This is a genomic window from Micromonospora sp. CPCC 205561 (assembly GCF_036906775.1).
In the GTDB taxonomy this organism is placed as follows: domain Bacteria; phylum Actinomycetota; class Actinomycetes; order Mycobacteriales; family Micromonosporaceae; genus Micromonospora.
The window spans coordinates 27,668-46,715 of the sequence record NZ_JBAKHV010000051.1 but is presented as its reverse complement, the minus strand read 5'-3'; the positions used below and the strand labels follow the sequence as shown (position 1 = coordinate 46,715).

The 19,048-nt window shown below is 74.1% G+C and carries 15 protein-coding genes; 13 read left to right on the top strand and 2 right to left on the bottom strand.

Annotated elements, in window-relative coordinates:
- Positions 1 to 570: 570 nt before the first annotated feature.
- Positions 571 to 816, bottom strand: a complete 246-nt coding sequence (locus tag V6V16_RS22660) for an SCO4848 family membrane protein (RefSeq protein WP_334565076.1) — start codon at positions 814 to 816, stop codon at positions 571 to 573.
- A gap of 198 nt (positions 817 to 1,014) precedes the next feature.
- On the opposite strand from V6V16_RS22660, the gene V6V16_RS22655 reads away from it, so the two are divergent.
- The 13 genes from V6V16_RS22655 to fxsT all read left to right on the top strand — a co-directional run bounded on the left by V6V16_RS22655 (position 1,015) and on the right by fxsT (position 17,986).
- Complete coding sequence (locus V6V16_RS22655) at positions 1,015 to 1,458, top strand: PRC-barrel domain-containing protein (RefSeq protein WP_334565075.1); 444 nt, start codon at positions 1,015 to 1,017, stop codon at positions 1,456 to 1,458.
- A gap of 48 nt (positions 1,459 to 1,506) precedes the next feature.
- Positions 1,507 to 1,674, top strand: a complete 168-nt coding sequence (locus tag V6V16_RS22650) for a hypothetical protein (RefSeq protein WP_334565074.1) — start codon at positions 1,507 to 1,509, stop codon at positions 1,672 to 1,674.
- Between the two features lie 85 nt (positions 1,675 to 1,759).
- On the top strand, positions 1,760 to 2,818 hold the full coding sequence (gene trpS, locus V6V16_RS22645) for a tryptophan--tRNA ligase (protein WP_334565073.1): 1,059 nt from the start codon (positions 1,760 to 1,762) through the stop codon (positions 2,816 to 2,818).
- Positions 2,819 to 2,969: 151 nt separating this feature from the next.
- The gene (locus V6V16_RS22640; protein WP_334565072.1) at positions 2,970 to 6,074 is read left to right on the top strand and encodes a VCBS repeat-containing protein; all 3,105 of its coding nucleotides are present in this window, start codon (positions 2,970 to 2,972) and stop codon (positions 6,072 to 6,074) included.
- 144 nt (positions 6,075 to 6,218) lie between these two features.
- Positions 6,219 to 6,746 carry a DUF6244 family protein gene (locus V6V16_RS22635; protein WP_334565070.1) on the top strand — a complete coding sequence of 176 codons (528 nt, stop codon included), beginning with the start codon at positions 6,219 to 6,221 and terminating at the stop codon, positions 6,744 to 6,746.
- 146 nt (positions 6,747 to 6,892) lie between these two features.
- Positions 6,893 to 7,315: a hypothetical protein gene (locus V6V16_RS22630; RefSeq protein ID WP_334565080.1), complete on the top strand. Its 423-nt coding sequence runs from the start codon at positions 6,893 to 6,895 to the stop codon at positions 7,313 to 7,315.
- 14 nt (positions 7,316 to 7,329) lie between these two features.
- Positions 7,330 to 7,779, top strand: coding sequence for a SitI3 family protein (locus tag V6V16_RS22625; protein WP_334565068.1), 450 nt, complete (start codon positions 7,330 to 7,332; stop codon positions 7,777 to 7,779).
- A 73-nt stretch (positions 7,780 to 7,852) separates the two neighbouring features.
- A complete protein-coding gene (locus V6V16_RS22620; RefSeq protein ID WP_334565067.1) occupies positions 7,853 to 8,755 on the top strand; it encodes a DUF4231 domain-containing protein in 903 nt (300 codons plus the stop codon).
- Between the two features lie 326 nt (positions 8,756 to 9,081).
- A complete protein-coding gene (locus V6V16_RS22615) occupies positions 9,082 to 11,343 on the top strand; it encodes an FxsB family cyclophane-forming radical SAM/SPASM peptide maturase (RefSeq protein WP_334565065.1) in 2,262 nt (753 codons plus the stop codon).
- On the top strand, positions 11,340 to 12,137 hold the full coding sequence (locus V6V16_RS22610) for an aminoglycoside N(3)-acetyltransferase (RefSeq protein WP_334565078.1): 798 nt from the start codon (positions 11,340 to 11,342) through the stop codon (positions 12,135 to 12,137). The genes V6V16_RS22615 and V6V16_RS22610 overlap by 4 nt, the downstream gene beginning before the upstream one ends.
- Before the next feature lie 77 nt (positions 12,138 to 12,214).
- Positions 12,215 to 12,895, top strand: a complete 681-nt coding sequence (locus V6V16_RS22605) for a TIR-like protein FxsC (protein WP_334565064.1) — start codon at positions 12,215 to 12,217, stop codon at positions 12,893 to 12,895.
- Entirely contained in the window at positions 12,882 to 14,081 is a 1,200-nt protein-coding gene (locus tag V6V16_RS22600; protein WP_334565062.1) for a TIR-like protein FxsC, read from the top strand. The genes V6V16_RS22605 and V6V16_RS22600 overlap by 14 nt, the downstream gene beginning before the upstream one ends.
- A complete protein-coding gene (gene fxsT, locus V6V16_RS22595) occupies positions 14,078 to 17,986 on the top strand; it encodes an FxSxx-COOH system tetratricopeptide repeat protein (RefSeq protein ID WP_334565060.1) in 3,909 nt (1,302 codons plus the stop codon). Before V6V16_RS22600 ends, fxsT begins: the two co-directional genes overlap by 4 nt.
- Here the strand turns inward: fxsT and V6V16_RS22590 are convergent.
- Positions 17,980 to 18,930: an alpha/beta fold hydrolase gene (locus V6V16_RS22590; protein WP_334565058.1), complete on the bottom strand. Its 951-nt coding sequence runs from the start codon at positions 18,928 to 18,930 to the stop codon at positions 17,980 to 17,982. The genes fxsT and V6V16_RS22590 overlap by 7 nt on opposite strands.
- Between the last annotated feature and the right edge of the window lie 118 nt (positions 18,931 to 19,048).

Here is a 19,048-nt window from a genome sequence, read left to right as displayed (position 1 = left end):
AAATCAATTTGGCACTGGCTTATCAAGCACCCTGTTGAGTTCTCAAAGAACAACCACACACCGCCCGGAAACCCCACACCGTGGAGCCCCCGACCCGGGGCATTTCAATCACCACACCCGCCGCTCTCGCGCCGGGCACTTCTACAACGTTACCTCACCGTCTCCGCCGTGTCAAACCGTTTGTCCCGGTCTGTCGCGCTTCGTACGGATCTCTCCGATGGGCGCGCGCAGCGGCACGCCGCTGTGGTTGATCATCGGATTTGGCAGACCGGCCGCTCTGCGGTCTCCCGCGAGCTCGCCCGGTTTCCTGCCGGTCGTGAACCTTACCCGGTCGGTTCCGCCGCGCCAAATCCGCCTCGCGGCTGATCCGGCCGGCCCCGCCCGGTCCGGGTACCGATGGGTACAACCCGGCGGACCCGAAGCTCATTCCCGCGCCCGGCCTTCCGGAGCATTGCCCCGTTTCGTCCGTTCCGCGCTGGCAGAGAGAAAGTTACGCGTCCGTGGGTTTGCTCGTCAAATCCGGGGGAGGCGTCCCCGGTCACACCATTGCCGTACCGCTGTCCTGCCTGTTCAGCGCCGCCCGGCGGCCCGCCAGGCCCGGACGCCGAGCACGCCGACGGTGGTGCCGATGAGCAGCGATGCCGCGATCAGCAGCGCGTGGATCCAGAGGAAGCCGGTGGCCGGGAACTCGCCCACCGTGCCGGTCGACCAGGCCCGCGGGTCCTGCCAGATGGCCACCGCGAACCTCGGCCAGATCACCCAGGTCCAGATCCCGACCCCGGTCAGGAAGAGCGCCCAGCCGCGCGACAGCACCATGGTTGCCGAGTATGCCAGCGCGGTACGGGCGGGCCGGCTGATCGCCGGGGTCGGTGCCCGCCCGTTGCGCCCGTCGTCTCTCGGGGCCGCGGCGGACGCGGCCTGTTCCCCGGGCGGGAGCGGGGCCTACCGGTTTCCCTAGGGCGGGAGCGGGGCACTGCCTTCGGGACCGGCGCAGACCGTCATCGGAGGTGACCCGTGCAGCCGTCGACCTTCAACCCCTGGGCCTGGCGCGACCCGTCCGCCCTCGCCGGCGGGTACACCGGAGCCACACCCGACGCGGCACCGCCCGACGGGCCGGAGCGCACCGACGACGGGCCCGACGCGCCCGGCCCCGGCACCCCGGTCGACCTCGTCGGCTACCGGGTGGAGGCCATGAACGGACGGATCGGCTCAGTCGACGCGGCCAGCGACGAGACCGGCGCCCGGTGGCTGGTGGTGGACACCGGACCGTGGATCTTCGGCCGCAAGGTGCTGCTCCCGGTGGGGACCGTGACGCGGGTGGACCACCTCGACCGCACCGTGCACGTGGACCGCACCCGGGAGCAGGTCAAGGAGTCGCCCGCCTTCGACCCGGACGCGTACGGCGAGCCCGACTACCGGGACCGGATCGGCGACTACTACCGGGAGAGCTACCGGTAAGCGCCGAGCGGGACCACCGCGACCGTACGCGGCGGCTACCCTGTGGACATGGTCAGCCACGCGCCGGGGGTCGTCGATCCGCTCGACGGCCTCGTGCCGCGTGCGGCGGCTGTCTCCCGCGGCGGCTGCGGCGACGGCCGCGAGCGGATGATCGACGTACTTCGTGCCGGTGGACTGCGGTTCCGCGACGGCGCGCGATGGCGGTCGGCTCTCTGAGCCGATCCCGACCGATCCGGGTGTCCCGCCCGGTCGGCGCGCTTCCGCGCACGCCCCGTCCACCGCGCACGAAAGGCCCATCACCATGTCCGTCCCACGGATGCTCACCGGGGACCGCCCCACCGGGCGGCTGCACCTCGGCCACTACGTCGGCAGCATTGCCAACCGCGTGCGGCTGCACCGACGCTACGAGAGCTTCTTCATCATCGCCGACCTGCACATGCTCACCACGCGGAACACCCGCGGGGACATCGAGCGGGTCACTGTCAACGCCCGGGAGATGGTCACCGACATCCTGGCCGCCGGCGTCGACCCGGCGAGGGCCACCTTCTACCTCCAGTCGGCCATTCCCGAGGTCGGCGACCTGAACACCCTGCTCCAGAACCTGGTCACGGTGCCCCGGCTGGAGCGGGTGCCGTCGCTCAAGGAGATGACCACCGCAGCCGGCAAGGAGGAGATGCCGTACGGGCTGCTCGGCTACCCGGTCCTCCAGGCCGCCGACATCCTTTGCGTGAAGGGGCAGGTCGTCCCGGTCGGCAGGGACAACGCGGCTCACGTCGAGGTGACGCGGGAGATCGCCCGGCGCTTCAACCATCTCTACGGGGAGGTGTTCCCCGTACCCGAGATGATCGCGTCCGAGACGCCCACCCTGGTGGGCACGGACGGCCGGGCGAAGATGAGCAAGAGCCTCGGCAACGCGATCCCGCTCTCGGCCGACCCGGCGACCGTGCGCCGCGCGGTGCTGGGGATGTACACCGACCCCAACCGGGTCCGGGCCGACGTGCCCGGCACCGTCGAGGGGAACCCGGTCTTCGCCTACCACGACATCTTCAACCCCGACCGCGCCGAGGTCGACGGGCTCAAGGAACGCTACCGGGCGGGGCGGGTGGGTGACGTCGAGGTGAAGGAGAAGCTGGCCGCCGCCCTCAACCGCTTCCTGGACCCGATCCGGGAGCGCCGGGCCCGGATCGAGGCCGACCCGGGGCTGGTCGACGAGCTGATCGTCGAGGGCACCGAGCGGACCCGCCTGGAGGTGCGGCAGACCCTCGTCGAGGTCCGTCGGGCGATGGGGCTGACGGGCGCGTACACGCGGGTGCGGCGCCGGGCCGAGCGGCGCCGCAGGGCCGCGGGCGCACCGCTCTGAGCGGTCGTACGCCCTGGTCCGGCCCGGACCGCGGCCACGCGCGGGCCGGGCCGCCCTTCCGTCCGCGGCATCAGCCGGTCGGCGGCGCGTCCCCGCTCCTTCCTGTCGGTAGGCTGCGCGCATCTCGCGCACCCCGTCCAGGAGGATCTCTTTGGGTCGCAATCTTCCGGCAGGCGCTCTGGCGACCACCCTCGCCCTCGGCCTGCTGATCGTTCCGGTGGCGCCTGCTGCCGCCGATCCCGGCACCGCACCTCGGGAGATCGCCGTCATCCCCCGCAAGGACGCGACGGTGCCCGCCTTCGAGGCGGTGCACTTCGCCGGCCGCACCGGTTTCCTGCACTCGCACAACAAGTCGGCCGACTACCTGTGGACCCGCTACGACACCGGGGCGACGGTGGTGGTCGAGGACCTGGCAGGTGTCGAACCGTCGGCGATCAAGCCGGCGGGCGACGACAGCGTCTCCACCACCGCCCCGGTGCCGGCCAGGCCGGCACCGGGCAAGGTCAGCCTGCTCGACCTCGCCGACCAGAGCTGGCAGCAGTGGGAGATTCCGGCCGACCACGTCCTCTGGGGCGTGTACGGCCAGCGGATGCTGCTGCGCAAGCCGCCGCTCACCGGCGTGCAGCTGGAGCTGCGCACCTTCAGCGGCGACGGTACGTGGACCACGACGCCGGTGGCCGGCATCCCGAGCGATGCCAGGCCCGGCGGGCTGCCGCCCGTCGGCGACGAGAACTCGGTGGTGGTCGGCTACCTGGTCGACGCCACGCAGCGGATGGGGTTGCTCGACCTCGCGACCGCCACCGTGAAGAGGATCCCCACCGGCGTACCGTCGGCCTTCTGGCGCCTCTCGGGCGACACCGTGGGCTGGATGTCCGGCGGCGGCCAGTACCACCTCTACTCGCGCAGCGGCCTCACCAGCGGCGCCGACACCTCGGCCCGGCTGGTGACGGTCCCGCAGGACAGTCTCCTCCGGACGGTCGTCGTCGACGGCGGCCTGGTGATCAGCCGGAGTCAGGTCGACGACACCGGTGAGCACTTCCCGGCGGTCAGCGTGCCGGTGCAGACCACCGCCCCCCGCCCCACGCTGTTACCGAAGATCTCCTGGGGTCTCCGGGCGCTCGTGCAGGGGCCGGACGGCACCGCCCTGGTCGTGGGCGGTTCGGGCAGCGGGGACTGGGCGGTGCACCGGATCACCGGTCGGCCAGGCCAGACGCCCTTGATCGCGCCGGTGCTGCCGGTGCGGGACCCGGTGGGGAACGCCGGGATCAGCTACCGGCAGGGGCTGATCCGGCACGTCCAGTCCCAGGTGTCGCCGAAGACCGGCGCGGCCGAGTACGTCTCCTTCGACCACCCGGTCTTCCCCGACCCGGGGATCACGCCGGGGACCAGGGCCACCCTGCGGGGAACTCCGGCTCCCTGTGCGACGGGGCTCAACTGCGTACGCCTCGTCGAGGGGACCGACCTCGGGGCCGCGTACCTGGTCCCCGGCACGGCGGACACCGCGCTGACGGTGCGCAACGGTACGGCCGGGTACGACCACACCCCCCTGCCCACCCGGAACGGACGGATCCTCGACGCCACGAGCTCGTTGCTCCTCGTCGCCGACGGTGTCTCGAACGACCAGCACGTCGTCGACATCACCACCGACCAGGTGATCCGGAGCATGCCGAAGACCGGGGCGGCGCTCTGGTTCGGCACGCTGTGGGCCGCGACGACGACCGCGGGCCAGCTCACGGCCGTCGAACTGTCGAGCGGGAAGACGACGCGCACCGTCGCCACCGGCGCGGGTTGCGTGCCGACCGAGGTGCGGACCAGCGCCAGGTGGCTGTGGTGGGCCTGCGGCGCGACCGGCCCGGCCGGCGTCCACGACGTCGAGACGGGCCGGAACCTCACCGTGCCGTCGGGGCCGGCGCTGCTCGGCGACGGCTTCCTCGTCCGGCACGACACCGCCGCCGGCGGCCTCGTGATGACCGCCTTCCACGACGGCACCCTCCAGCCCCAGGTGAAGCTCGCCGACCTGCCCGGCGGCGCGCCGGCCGACGGTCGGGACGTCACCTGGACGGTCGACCGGCACGGCTCCGGCGTCGCGTACGTGGATGCCGACCGGGCGGTGCACGTGCTCGACGCCGGCGTACCCGGCACCGCACCCGGGCCCGGCAGCGTCCGGTCGCAGGACTCGACGAACCCGCGTACCGACGCCCAGCCGTGGCAGGCGACCGTGGGGCTGACCCGGCCGCTCTGGAGCTGGCAGCTCGCGATCTCCCGCAAGTGGACGGGCGAGGTCGTCCACCGAGCCTCCGGCGCGATGGCCCGGACGTACGTCGGCCTGCGGTGGGACGGCCGGCTGCCCTCGGGACAGCCGGCGCTCAACGGGGCGTACACGTGGACGCTGAGCGGCACGCCCACCGAATCCGCCGCGCCCGTGACGGTCGGCTCCGGCGACATGGTCGTCTCCTGCGGCACCTTCCCCTTCCGCGGCTACAGCTGCCTCGGCGGGCCGGGACTGCTCGGCGTGAAGACCACCGGCGAGGGCCACTGGTACGGCACCGACCCGTCGGCAGCCGCGCCCGGCCGGCTCCACAGCAACGGTTTCACCGAGGAATGGTGTCTCAGCTGCTCCGGTGCCGCCCGCACCTCGGCCCTGGTGCCGTTCGGCGACTACGACGGTGACGTGTATCCGGATCTGCTCGTGCGGGACGGCAACGGCGGCATGAAGGCGTACCGGGGCACCGGCCACCTGGGCTTCGGTGGCGCGCAGACGGTCAGCCTGGGTGCGGGGTGGATGATGTACCGGTCGATCCTCGCTCCCGGCGACGTCGACAGCGACGGTCACGACGACATCCTCGGCATCGACAACGACGGCAAGCTGTGGCTGTACACGACCACCGGAGGTGGTGCCATCAACCCGCGCGTGCAGGTCGGATCGGGCTGGGGCATCTACCCACGGGTGTTCGGCGCGGGCGACCTCAACGGCGACGGCCACGGCGACCTGCTCGGCATCGACTCCGCCGGCGTCATGTACCGGTACTTCAGCAACGGCAACAAGGGCTGGAGCGGCCGGACACAGGTCTCCACCGGTTGGGCCAGCTACAACGCGGTCGTCCCGATCGGGGACCTGGACGAGGACGGCCGCCGCGACCTGGTGTCCCGCGACGCCACCGGCGTCCTCTGGCTGCACGCCGGCCGTGGTGACGGCTCCTTCGCCGCCCCGGTGAAGGCCGGCAGCGGCTGGAACATGTTCAAGATCCTGATCTGACCGCGTTCACCACGGACCGCCCCCGGACGCCTGCTGGCGCCGGGGGCGGTTCCGTCTGCACCGGGGCTGGTGGGCGCGGCCGGATGTCGCTACTTTCGGCTTCGGGCAGCATCCATACCGTTTCCGATCGGAGCAGTCGGCCGCGTGTCGCACATCGAGAAGATCACCGGAGAACTCCGCGCGCTGACGACCGGCGTCGACCGGGCGCAGACATTGGCGGCCGCCGCCGACAACCAGGCGCAGGAGGTGGCGCTGCGGGCCGCCGGCGCCGGCTTCGCCGCCGTGGCGGCGGGCCTGGCCCGGGTACGCGGCGCCATCTCGGAGATCCGGGGCGGCCTGGGTGGCCTCGCCACGACGATCGCCGAGGCCGCCAGGGCGACCGCCGCCGTCCCGCAGCAGGCCAGCCCGCAGGAGACGATCGCCGGCCTGGCGCCCGTGCGGAGCGCGATCGACGGCATCCGCGACGCCGCCACCGCCACCGCCGCGCAGGTCGGCGAGACGCGGCAGCTCGTCGTCGCCGTCCTGCAGGGGGGCCAGCCGGGGCCGCTGCTGCAGTCCCTGGAGAGCATCAGGCAGGTCCTGGCGCTGATGGTCCAGCGCACCGCCACCGCCCGGCAGCCCGTCGAGACGGCGATCGCCGAGGCACGGCAGCTGGGCTCCGCGGGAAACTGACCGGGGCTGGCGGCGCCGCGCCGGCCAGCCCCACCACCGCGGCTCCCGCGCCGGCGGACGCCGACGCCGCCGACCGCGCCGGCACGCCCTGGACCAGGCCGGCCACCGGCACCCCGGGCGGCGCGCCCACCGGACGACGCACCCGGATCCCGGCCAACGAGAGGCCGGCGGAACGCCGCAGCCTGGAACTGGAGAACGACGCCGCCGACAGGGTCGCCGACCAGGGCTACCGGGTGCACCAGAACCCCACGAAACAGGAGATCGCCACCACGCAGCTCGACACCGGCGATGTCGTCGATCCGGACAAGTCCCCGGATTACCTGGTCGAGGGGCACGTCTTCGATTGCTACGCTCCCACTTCCTCCGTACCGCCCCGGTCCGTCTGGAGTGCGGTCACCAGGAAGGTCGAGCGCGGGCAGACGCAGCGCGTGGTGCTGCACCTCCGGGACTGGCGCGGGGACCTCGCCGCCTTGCAGAAGCAGTTCGACGACTGGCCGGTACCGGCGTTGAAGGAGCTGGTGGCGATCACCCGGAACGGCACGATCGTCCAGGTCGTGCGGCGGGACTGAGGAAGGGCGAAAACATGTCCATCACCTATCGGTTGACGCTCGCCGGCGACGTCCCGCTGGAGCAGGTGGCGGCGCTGACCGCCCCCGGGGCGACCGAGACGACGACGGTCTCCGGCGCCCGGATGCTCAGCGCCGGCCGGGGCGACGAGTCCGGATACGCCGTCAGCATCGTCTCGGGCCGCCACGGCTACTACGCGGCGGAGGACGACGGCGGCGCACTCTGGGAGTGGGAGCCGGAGACGTACGTCGACGTCGACTTCCACATGCGCAAGGACGTCCTGACCGAGAAGGGCAGGCCGCACATGCTGCGGACGGTGGGCCGCATCCTGGCCGACCGGCCCGAGGACGCGGCGCTGGTGCTCAACGACAACTGGCTGATGCTCACCCGGGTCGGCGGCACGGTCCGCCGGCACAACGAGGCCGACTGGTACGACGGGGCGTACGACGCCTTCCTGCCCCGCTGAGCGCCGGCCGCCCGGGACCGCCGGGCCGGCTCGGGTCCCCGTTGCACGGGCGCGACCGTCCTACCATCCGATCGTGGCGAACTTCGATATCCCGGCGGCGGTCGCGACGGTCTGGCAGCGGCAGGCGTCCTGGTCCTGGGCGTCCGGCGGGGCCAAGCGGACGATCACCGGCGCGCGCCTGACCATCGCCGCGCTCACCGTGGGCGCCGCCGTCTGCGGCACCCTCGCCAACCAGCTCGGGCAGGCTCAGCCCGCGGCGGGCCGGGCGCTGGCGATCGTCGCGGCGACGGCGCTGCTCCTGGTGCCGCTGGCGGCCCGGTGGGCGTCCCGGGAGGCGGTGCACGCGTGGACCCGGCTCCGCTCGGTCTCCGAGGCGCTGAAGGCGGACACCTACCGCTACCTCGCCGGGGTCGCCCCGTTCGGTGGCGCGGACCGCGACGCCGTGCTGCTCGGCCGCTTCGACGCGCTCATGGACGACGCCGGCGACCTGGTCGGCCGCACCCTCGACGCGCCGCCGGCCGCCCGGCCGCTGCCGGCGGTCTCGGACGTGCCCTCGTACGTGGCGGAGCGGTTGCAGCGGCAGGTCGACGGCTACTACCTGCCGGCGGCCCGCCGGATGGCCCGGGCCGCGCGGCGGGTGCGGTACGCGGCCACCGGGCTCACGGTCGCCGCCGCCCTGGTCTCCGCGACCGTCGGGGTGCTCGGCGACAACCTCGGGCTCACCGCCTGGATCGGTGTCGCCGCTGCCGTGACCACCGCGCTGGCCGGCTACGGCTCGGCGCAGCAGTACGAGCACCACCAGATCGAGTACGCCCGCACGGCCGACCAGCTCACCCGGCTGCGGACGACCCGCGAGGCCGGGCGGGGCTGGACCGACGACGACGCGTTCGTCGCCGAGGCGGAGCGGATCATCTCGCTCTCCAACGAGGGGTGGATGGCGAGGATGATCGAGCAGGATGGCGCAGCGCAGCAGTGACATCACACCGCGTGCCATATAGCATCGTCGATAGCCGTCGTAGACCGTCGTCGTGGGCGGGCCGCCGTCCACTCCCGACCCAGCTGGGGGAACCGACGTGGAGCGCAACGCACGCCAGCCCGATCCGACCCCACCGCCGCTGGACGACCTCCGGCGCACCCCGCTCGGCCGGATCCCCCTCGACCGGGCCCGATCGGTCGCCCGCGTGACGAGCCGCAGGGAGGATCGCCCGTCCCGTGTCGACGTCGCGGCCTTCATCTCTGCGATCTGAGCCAGCCGGGCCGGGCAGGCAGCCGACCGGGCGCGTCGCGCCGCTGTCGCAGTACGTGCTCAAGCTGGTCAGCCGCTGCGACCTCGCCTGCGACCACTGCTACGTCTACGAGCACCCCGACCAGTCGTGGCGGCGTCAGCCCCGGGTGATGGCCCCCGCCACCGTGGCGGCCGTCGCGCGGCGGATCGCGGAGCACGCGGCGGCGCACCGGCTCGACGTCGTACGGGTGGTGCTGCACGGCGGCGAGCCCCTGCTCGCGGGCGCCGCCCGGCTCGACGCCACCGCCGCCACCCTGCGCCGCGTCGTCGGTGCGGTGGCCCGCCTCGACCTGCGGATGCAGTCGAACGGCGTGCTGCTCACCCCGGCCGTCTGCGAGGTGCTGGTCGCCCACGACGTCAAGGTGGGGATCTCGCTCGACGGCGACCGGGCCGCCAACGACCGGCACCGTCGCCACGCCAACGGGGCCAGCAGCCACCGCCGCGTGCTGCGGGCGCTGTCGCTGCTGCGCCGGCCCGCGTACCGCACGAGCTATGCGGGCATCCTCTGCACGGTCGACCTCGCCAACGACCCGATCCGGGTGTACGAGGCGCTGCTGGCCGAGGAGCCCCCGCACGTCGACTTCCTGCTGCCGCACGCCAACTGGGACAGCCCGCCCGTGCGTCCCGACGGCGTCGCCACGCCGTACGCCGACTGGTTGCTGGCCGTCCACCGACGCTGGCTGGCGGACGGGCGCCCGGTGCCGATCCGCCTGCTGGAGTCCCTGCTCTCCACCGCGTCCGGGCGCGGCAGCCGCAGCGAGGCGGTCGGGCTCGCCCCGGCGGACCTGGTCGTGGTCGAGACCGACGGCACGTTCGAGCAGGTCGACTCCCTCAAGTCCGCCTTCGACGGCGCCGCCGTCACCGGCCTGGACGTCTTCCGGCACCGGGTGGACGACGCGGCGGCCCACCCGGCGATCGCGGTGCGGCAGAGCGGGCTGGCCGGGCTCTGCGCGACCTGCCGCGGGTGCCCGGTGGTCCGGCACTGCGGGGGCGGGCTCTACGCCCACCGGTACCGTGCCGGCAACGGCTTCGACAACCCGTCCGTCTACTGTCGCGACCTGCTGAGACTCGCCCGGGTGGTGACGACGGCCCCGGTGGTCGGGGAGCCCCCGCGCCCGGCCGACTCGCTCAGCCCCGGGGTCCTCGACGACCTCGCCACCGGGCCGGGCACGGCGGGCTCGGCGGAGCAGCTCGGCGCCGTGCACCTGGCGCTGGTGCGCGCCCTGCTGGTCGCGCTCAGCGAGCGGGCCGCGGGCGACCCCGTGGCCGCCGAAGGGTGGCGGCTGCTGGTCCGGCTGGACGAGACGCACCCGGACGCCGTCCGCGCCGTGCTGTCGCACCCGTTCGTGAGCCGGTGGGCCAGGCGGTGCCGGGACGGGGTGGCCGAGCTGTCCCACCTGGCGTGCGTGGCGGCGGCCGCCGCCGTCCGCGCCCGGGTCCGCACCGACCTGCCCGTCCCGGTGCGCGACGGGCTGGTCAGCCTGCCGACGCTCGGCGCGCTCGCCGCCTGCGCGGGGCGCGGCGTCGTCCGACTCGCCATCGACGACGGGGACCTCCGGCTCGGTGGCCGGCGGGTCGCCACGGAACCGGGCCGGCAGGGCGCCCCGGACGGCGCGGACGGACCAGACGGTTGGCTGCCGGTGCGCACGGTCAGCCTCGACGGGCGGCGGCTGCTGCTGGAAGACACCGACCCGTATCGGGACTGCTACGACCTGCCGGTCGAACCCCGGCTCCCCGACGCCGCCGCGCTGCGCTGGGCGCGGCGGTTGGAGCGGGCGGTCCGGCGGGTCGACGCCGAGGCCGCCGACTACGCGGCGGGGGTCCGCACCCTGCTGCGGGCCGTGGTGCCGCTGCGTGCGGAGCCGACCGGCCGGTTCCGCAGCGCCGCCGCCGGCACCGCGTTCGGCGCGGTGGCCGTCACCGCCGTACCCGACGACGCCACCCTCGCCGTGCTGCTGGTGCACGAGGTGCAGCACCTCAAGCTCGGCGCGGTGCTGGACGTCTGCGACCTGTTCGACCGCGACGACCCCCGGACGCTGAGCGTGCCGTGGCGGGACGACCCCCGGCCGGTGGAGGGCGTGCTGCACGGCGCCTACGCCCACCTGGCGGTCGCCGACGTGTGGCGACGCCGCCCCGGCCCGGCCGCCGAGGGTCACTTCCGCCGCTACCGGGCCTGGACGGGCGGCGCCCTCGACGCCCTGCTCGACCTCGGCGTGCTGACCGCCGAGGGGGAGCGGTTCGCCCGGGGGATGCGGGCCACGCTGGACGGGTGGCCGTGACCGCGGGGCCGCTCGGGCGCGGGGCGCTGGCGGCCGACCTGCGCGCGCTGGGGCTGCCGTCGGGGGCCACCGTGCTGGTGCACTGCGCCCTGTCCCGCGTCGGGCGGGTGGCGGGCGGTCCCGCGACCCTGCTCGCCGCCCTGCGCGACGTGCTGGGCGACGCGGGCACGGTGGTCGTACCGGCGCAGACGGCCGGGAACTCCACCACGTCGCGGCCGTTCCGGGCGGCCACCGCCGGCCTGGGCCCCGCCGGGGTCGCGGCGGCGGAGGCGGCCATCGTGCCGTTCGACCCGGAGCGCAGCCCCGCGGAGGGCATGGGCGTCCTCGCCGAGCACGTACGCCGGCAGTCGGGAGCGTCGCGGAGCCGGCACCCGCAGACCTCCTTCGCCGCCCTCGGCCCCGCCGCGGCCCGCCTCACCGCCGTCCACGACCTCGACTGTCACCTCGGCGAGCGTTCGCCCCTGGGCGCGCTCTACGCCGCCGACGCCGTGCTGCTGCTGCTCGGCGTCGACTGGTCCGTCTGCACGGCGTTCCACCTGGCGGAGCACCGGTTGCGTCGCCCGCCCGCCCGGCGGGCGTACCGGTGCTACGTGCGCGACGCCGACGGGCGGCGGGTCCGGCGGGACTTCCGCGCCCCGGACCTGGACGACACCGACTTTCCGCTGATCGGCCGGGCCCTCACGGACGTGGGGCCGGTGCGGGCGGGCCGGGTCGGCGACGCCGACAGCCGGCTGGTGGGCCTGCGGGTGGCCGTCGACTTCGCCCGAGGGTGGATGGATGAACACCGACCGTGACGGGTGGGGCAGCGCCGGGTCGACCGTGGTCGATACTGTGGGCGGCTGGGAGTCGCTGCACCGCTCGGGAGCCGTAGGTGGCGGAGGAAACGTACTGGGAGGACGAGAGTGCCCCCGTGTTCTTCCTCAGCTACGCCCACACCAGGAACCACGTGGCGGCACCCCCACGCGACACCAACCAGAAGGTCTTCCAGCTCTTCGTCGACCTCTCCGACCACGTCGTCGAGCTGCTCGGCCTGGGGCCGGGGCGGACGGCCGGCTTCATGGACCGGATGCTCGACGGCGGGCAGGTGTGGACCGACGACCTCGCCTTCGCCGCCGGCCACTGCCAGGTCTTCATCCCGTTGATCTCGCCGCAGTACCTGAACAGCGCCTGGTGCGCCCGCGAGTGGGACGCCTTCTCCCGGCGGCCGGTGCTGACCCGGCCGGGCGCCGACCCGTCCACGGGCGAGACGCCGGTCATCCCGGTCAACTGGTCCGTGGTGGAGCGCCGGCGGGTGCCGGAGGTGGTGTCGCGGCGGCAGATGTTCACCCCCACCCGGCTGCCTCCGGACATCGCCCCGCAATACCGCGACGAGGGCATCTACGGCCTGCTGAGCCTCGGCAAGAACGGCAAGGACGCCTACGACGCGGTGGTCTGGCGGCTGGCGCAGCGGGTCGCCCGGGCCTACCAGACGCACTGGGTGCGGGCGCAGGTGCCGACCGACGTACGGCAGTTGCGCGACAGGTTCGAGGAGGTCGGGCATGACCTGGTCTGACCTCGCCGGGAGCCGCGTCGCGCCCCGCCGGGAGACCTACTTCTTCCTCAGCTACGCCCACTCGGTGCCGCTCTCCGCCGCGTCCCGGCCGGACACCGACTACTGGGTGAGCCGGTTCTTCCAGGACCTGACGGCCGCCGTCCGGCGGAGCGCCACGAGGGCCGGCGATCTCGACGCCGGCTTCTTCGACGGCCTGGTCAGCCCGGGGGCGGACCTGCGGCAGACGCTCACCGACGCGCTCAGCCTCGCGCACGTCTTCGTGCCGCTGCACTCGCCGAACTACTTCCGCAACGCCTGGGCGCTGGGCGAACGCGAGTCGTTCCGCAGCCGGCTCGCCCGGCTGGCCCCCGCGAGCGCCGAACGGCACCTCCTGCCGGTGCTGTGGCTGCCGCTGCCGTCCTGGGGCGAGCGCCCCGAGACGACGCACGCGCTGGAGCTGGTCCGGGACGCCGACGACCGGGCGGACTACGCCGAGAACGGTCTGCGCGCCCTCTGCAAGCTCAGCGCCTACCGCCGGCAGTACGAGAACGTCCTCGCCGCGCTGGCGGAGCGGATCGTCACGGTGGCCGAGACGCAGCCGCTGGCCCGCTCCCGGGCGGCGGCCCTGTCCAGCCACCCGGTCACCGACGGCGGCGGCCCGGCGCTGGTGGTCACCGCCCTCACCGACCACGCGGGCTGGCGGCCGTACGCCGGGCAGCACGAGCTGGCGGTGGCCGACTACGTCGCGGCGACGGCCGAGCGACTCGGCCTGCCCACCCGGGTCGTCGATCTGGCGACGGCCCGGGCCCTGGCGCCGGAGAGCCCCGCGGTCGTGCTGGTGGACGCCGCGACCGGGGCCGCCGCCGTCCGGTCCGCGCTGGACGGCCTGCCCCGCTGGGTCGTCCCGTTGGTCATCGCCGCCGGGTCCGAGCGTGGCGAGGCGGCACCCGAGGCGATCGCAGGTACGTTGCAGGACGCCGGTTTCCCCCGGGTCCTGCCGGTGCGGGCGATCGACGAGTTCGAGCGCTGCACGCCGCTGCTGGTGACCGAGGCGCGCAAGCAGTTCCTCCGGTACGGCCCGGTCGACCCGCCGGAGGGACCGGCCGCCCCGAAACCGAGCCTGCTACCGGCCGCCCCGCCGGGACCGGCCCCCGGTCCGCCGCCGGCGCGGCCTTTCGACACCACGCGAGGGAAGGACGAGCGATGACGCCATCGCGCGAGGGTCAGGTCGTCACCTTCTACTCCTACAAGGGCGGTACGGGCCGCACGATGGCGCTGGCCAACACCGCGTGGATCCTCGCCGCCAACGGTCAGCGGGTGCTCGTCGCCGACTGGGACCTGGAGTCCCCCGGCCTGCACCGGTTCTACGCCCCGTTCCTCGACCCGGAGCAGGTCGCCACCACGGGCGGCGTGATGGACCTGATCCTCGACTACGAGTGGGAGAACGCCCGCCGGCGCAAGGAGACCGACGCCGACGCCCGCCCCGGCGACTGGCACCGGGAGTACGCCCGGGTCCACCGGTACGCGTTCTCGGTGGGCTGGGAGTTCCCCGGCGGCGGCAGCCTCGACCTGCTGCTGGCCGGCCGGCACAACCCCGACTACGCCACCAGCGTGACCGGCCTCAACTGGGACAACTTCTACAACCGGCTCGGCGGCGCGCAGTTCTTCGACGCCCTGCGCGAGGACATGAAGCGGCACTACGACTACGCGCTCATCGACAGCCGCACCGGGATCAGCGACGTCGCCGAGATCTGCACCATCCACCTGCCCGACGTCCTGGTCGACTGCTTCACCCTCAGCGACCAGGGCATCGACGGCGCCGCGGCGGTGGCTGCCCGGGTGCGCGACTACGAGGGGCGGCGGGCGCGGCGGGTGCTGCCCGTGCCGATGCGGGTCGACGACGGGGAGAAGGGCAAGCGGGACGCCGGCCGGTCGCTGGCCATGCAGCGCTTCGCCGGCCTGCCGGGGGGCATGACCGAGAGCGAACGGCAGGCGTACTGGCTGACCGTCGAGGTGCCCTACCGCGCGTACTACGCCTACGAGGAGACGCTGGCGACCTTCGGCGACGAGCCGGGCGGCCGGACCACCCTGCTCTCCGCGTACGAGACGCTGACCGGCCACATCACCAACGGCAGGATCACCGGCCTGCCCCGGATGGACGACCAGCTGCGCCGCCGGACGGTGCAGCGCTTCGAGCGCAAGCCGGTGGTGGTGGACGAGCTGATCGTGCTCCGGCACGTGCCCGAGGACCAGGTCTGGGCGGAGTGGGCGCAGGCCGTGCTGAACTCCGCCGACCTGCGGGTGGTCACCGCGCCGGTGCACGGGCCGGCGCCCGAGGCGGCGGGCACCGCCTCCCGGGAGGTCCGGCTGGTCTCGCGGGCCTACCTGACGGCGCGGCGCGCCCGCCGGGAGCCCGACGGCGAGGAGGGCGCGCCGGCCTGGCTGGCGGTGCACGTCGACGACACCCCGCCCGTGCCGGACGTCCCGGTGGGCAGCTGGACGGCCGTGCACGACCTCACCGCCGAGGACGCGGCGACACACCTGCTCAAGCTGGTCGGGCGCACGGTGGGCGCGGCCGGCCCGCGCCCCGCCCGCTTCCCGGGCGTACGCGCGGCGGTCTTCAACGCGCCGGCGCGCAACGCCCGCTTCACCGGGCGCGAGGACCTGCTGCGCCGGCTCCGGGAGGAGCTGAGGGCGGCGGGCGGCGGGACCCCGGTCGCGCTGCGGGGCGGCCCCGGTCTCGGCAAGACGCAGCTCGCGATCGAGTACGCCCACCGGTTCCGGGGCGCGTACGACATCATCTGGTGGGTCGCGGCCGACCCGCCACAGTTCGTCGACGTGATCATGACGGAACTCAGCGAGGAGCTGGGCCTGCCGAGCCAGACGACGATCCCGGAGACCAACCGCGCCCTGCGCCAGCGGTTGAGCCAGACCGAGCGCCGCGCCGACGGCAGCGCGCCGCCGCACTGGCTGCTGGTCTTCGACAACGCCGACCAGTACGAGGACGTCCGGCCCTACCTGCCGCAGGGCAACGGGCACGTGCTGGTCACCACCCGCAACCCGGACTGGGGCGACCTGGCCCGGGCGGTGGACGTGGAGGCGTTCGAGCGGGCGGAGAGCGTGGCGCACCTGCGTGCCCGGCTGGGCGAGCACCTGATGAGCGTCGCCGAGGCCGAGCGGGTCGCGGACGCCGTGGAGAACGTGCCGATCTTCGTGGCGACGGTCGGGGCGTGGCTGGCCGACACCCGCACCCCGGTCGACGAGTACCTGGCCGGGCTGCGCCGTACCGGCCTGGAGACGGAGGTCTGGGACCTCCCGCTGCAACGGCTGAGGCAGGGCTCCCCGGGGGCCTACCGTCTCCTCCAGCTCGCGTCGGTGCTCGCCCCGGAGATCTCCCTCGACCTGCTCTACGGCGACCAGGTGGCCCAGGTCGTCGCCCCGTACGACCCGGTGGTGGCGGCCCGGGTGGCCGACCGGGTGTCCGAGCGCGACATCGCGGCGGCGCTGGTGCAGCGGATGAACAAGCTCGCGTTGATCAAGCTCGACCCGCACGCCCACCGGGTGCAGGTGCACCGGCTGCTGCAGACGGCCCTGCGCGCCCGGATGTCCGACGACGAGCTGGTCACGGCCAAGCACGAGGTGCACCAGGTCCTCGCCGGATCACGACCGCCCGGCGAGGTGGAGGACCCGGCGAACCGGCAGCGGTTCCGGATGCTCTGGCCGCACCTCGACGGGTCCGACGCGATCTCCTGCCGCGACGACGACGTCCGGCAGCTCGTCATCGACCGGGTCCGCTACATCTACGTCAACGGCGGCTACGAGCAGGGCGAGCGGTACGCGCGGGAGACCGAGGCCGTCTGGTCGGCGCTGCTGGCGGAGTTCCCGCCGGACGGGCCGGAGCACCGCAAGCTGCGCGTCCAACTGCTGCACCTGCGGTTCAACTGGGCGAACCTGCTGCGCAGCCTCGGGCGGTTCGGCGAGGCCCACCGGCTGGACGAGGACACGCTGCGCCAGCAGGAGGAGCTGATCGGCGACAGCCACCCGCACACGCTGATGACCGCCGGCGGCTACGGCGCCGACCTGCGTACCCTGGGCCGCTACCGGGAGGCCCTGGAGCGTGACCTGCGGACGTTCGCCGCCTCGGTCGAGGTCTTCGGCGAGGACCACCGCGGGACCCTGATCGCCGCCAACAACCTGGCCGCGTCCTACCGGTTGATGGGGATGTTCGACAAGGCCCTCGACGGCGACGAGGCGACCCACCGTCGGCTGCGGGTGGTCCTCGGCCCCGACCACCCGAACACGTTGGCGTCGGCCAACAACCTCGCCCGCGACCTGCGGGAGACGGGCGACTACGAGGGTTCCGTGGCGCTGTTGCGGGAGGTGGTGAGCGGCTACCGGCACCTGTACGGCGACCACTCCCGCGACGTGCTCACCGCGCAGGCCAACCTGGCCGCGTCGCTGCGCAGCACCGGCGAGATCGCCGAGGCGGCCCAGCTGCTCGACGAGACCTACCAGCGGCTGCTGGCGAGCCTCGGGCCGACCAGCCCGGACACGCTCTTCAGCTGGCTCAGCCGGACGGCCAACCTGATGTTGCAGGGGCAGAGCGCGCAGGCCCTCACGGAGCTGGTCGAGGTGGAGCAGCAGTTCGCCCGGGTGTTCGGCCCCGACCATCCGTACTCGCTGGTCTGCCGGATCAACCTGGGCGTGGCCCTGTGGGACGCCGGCGACACGGGCACCGGCCGGACGCTCACCGAGACGGCGGCGGAGGCGGTGCTCGCCGTGCTCGGCGACCGGCACCCGTTCAGCATGGCCGCGGCCAACAACGCCGCGGTCTTCACCATCCTCGCCGGCGACGCGGAGCGGGGCAGCGAGCGGCTGCGTGCCGTGGTGGAGCAGCTCACCGAGGTGCTCGGGGCCGAGCATCCCGACACGCTGCGCAGCCGGGGCAACCTGGAGACAGCCAACCAGGCGTTGTCCGGCGGGCGGGTGAGCATCGGCCGGATGCGCATCGCCGACCGGCTCGCCAACCGGATCGGGCAGCACCACCCCAGCGTCGTGGTGCTACGCGACGGGCGGTACGTGCGCCGGGTGCTCGACCCGCACCCCTACTGACCGGGCCGGGCGCCGATCAGCAGGTCCCGGGCCGGCGCGGGGTCGGGGTCGACGAGCCAGCGCAGGATGCGCGGCAGCTCCTCGACCGCGTCGAAGTGTGCCGCCCCGGGCCGGATCTCCATCTCGGCGCCGGGAATCTGGGCGGCCAGCCAGCGACCGTGGCTTGCCGGGGCGAAGTTGTCGTCGGCGCCGTGCCACAACCGGACCGGCGTCGCCGCCGTGTCGATCGCCCGGAGGTCGAACGCCCAGTGCCGGCGGAACGCCAGCACGTCGTCGATCCAGCCGTAGGGGCCGGCGCGGAGCGCCTCCGCGTAGGTGTCGGTGATCAGCCGGCGCAGGGCCGGGTCGTTGACCGCCCGGCGGTCCGCCGTGCTCATCTCCGTCTTCAGGTCGGCGAGGAGGAGCCGGGGGTCGGCGGCGGCCCGCTCGGCCCGTTGGCGGATCTCCTCGACCACCGCCGTGGTGTCGGGGGCCCCGACACCGAACCCGCGCACGTTGCCGGTGTTCATGCCCCCGACCCAGTCCAGCTCGATCGCGTTCCACGGGGCCAGGCTGACCAGCACCGCCACCCGGGTCACCCGGCCGCGCAGCCGGGCGTCGGCCGCGCAGGCGAGGGCGTGCGGCCCGCCCCCGGAGCGACCGACGACGGCGAACTTCTCGACCCCCAGGTGGTCGGCGACCGCCTCCACGTCGCGGGCGGCGTCGGCGACGTCACGGTCCTCGCGGCGGTCGGAGTCCCCGTAGCCCGGACGGTCGTAGGCGATCAGCCGGACCCCCATGCGGTAGAGCACGATGCCGCGCGGCTTGGGGCCACGGCGGCTGCCGGGCGTGCCGTGGAGCAGGAAGACGGGGGAGCCGTCGGGCGCGCCGGTGACCTCGTACGCCACGCGTCTGTCGTCCTCGCGTTCGGCGAAGTCGGCTCCTGGCTCGCCGTCTAGGGTCACTCCCGTCCTGCCCTTCGGTGCCGCAACCAGCCGATACTCACATCCAGGCATCGAGTGAAGGCGATGTCCGGCGGCTCCACCCAGCCAATCGAGCCTAATGGTCCGCCCCGCCGCGCCG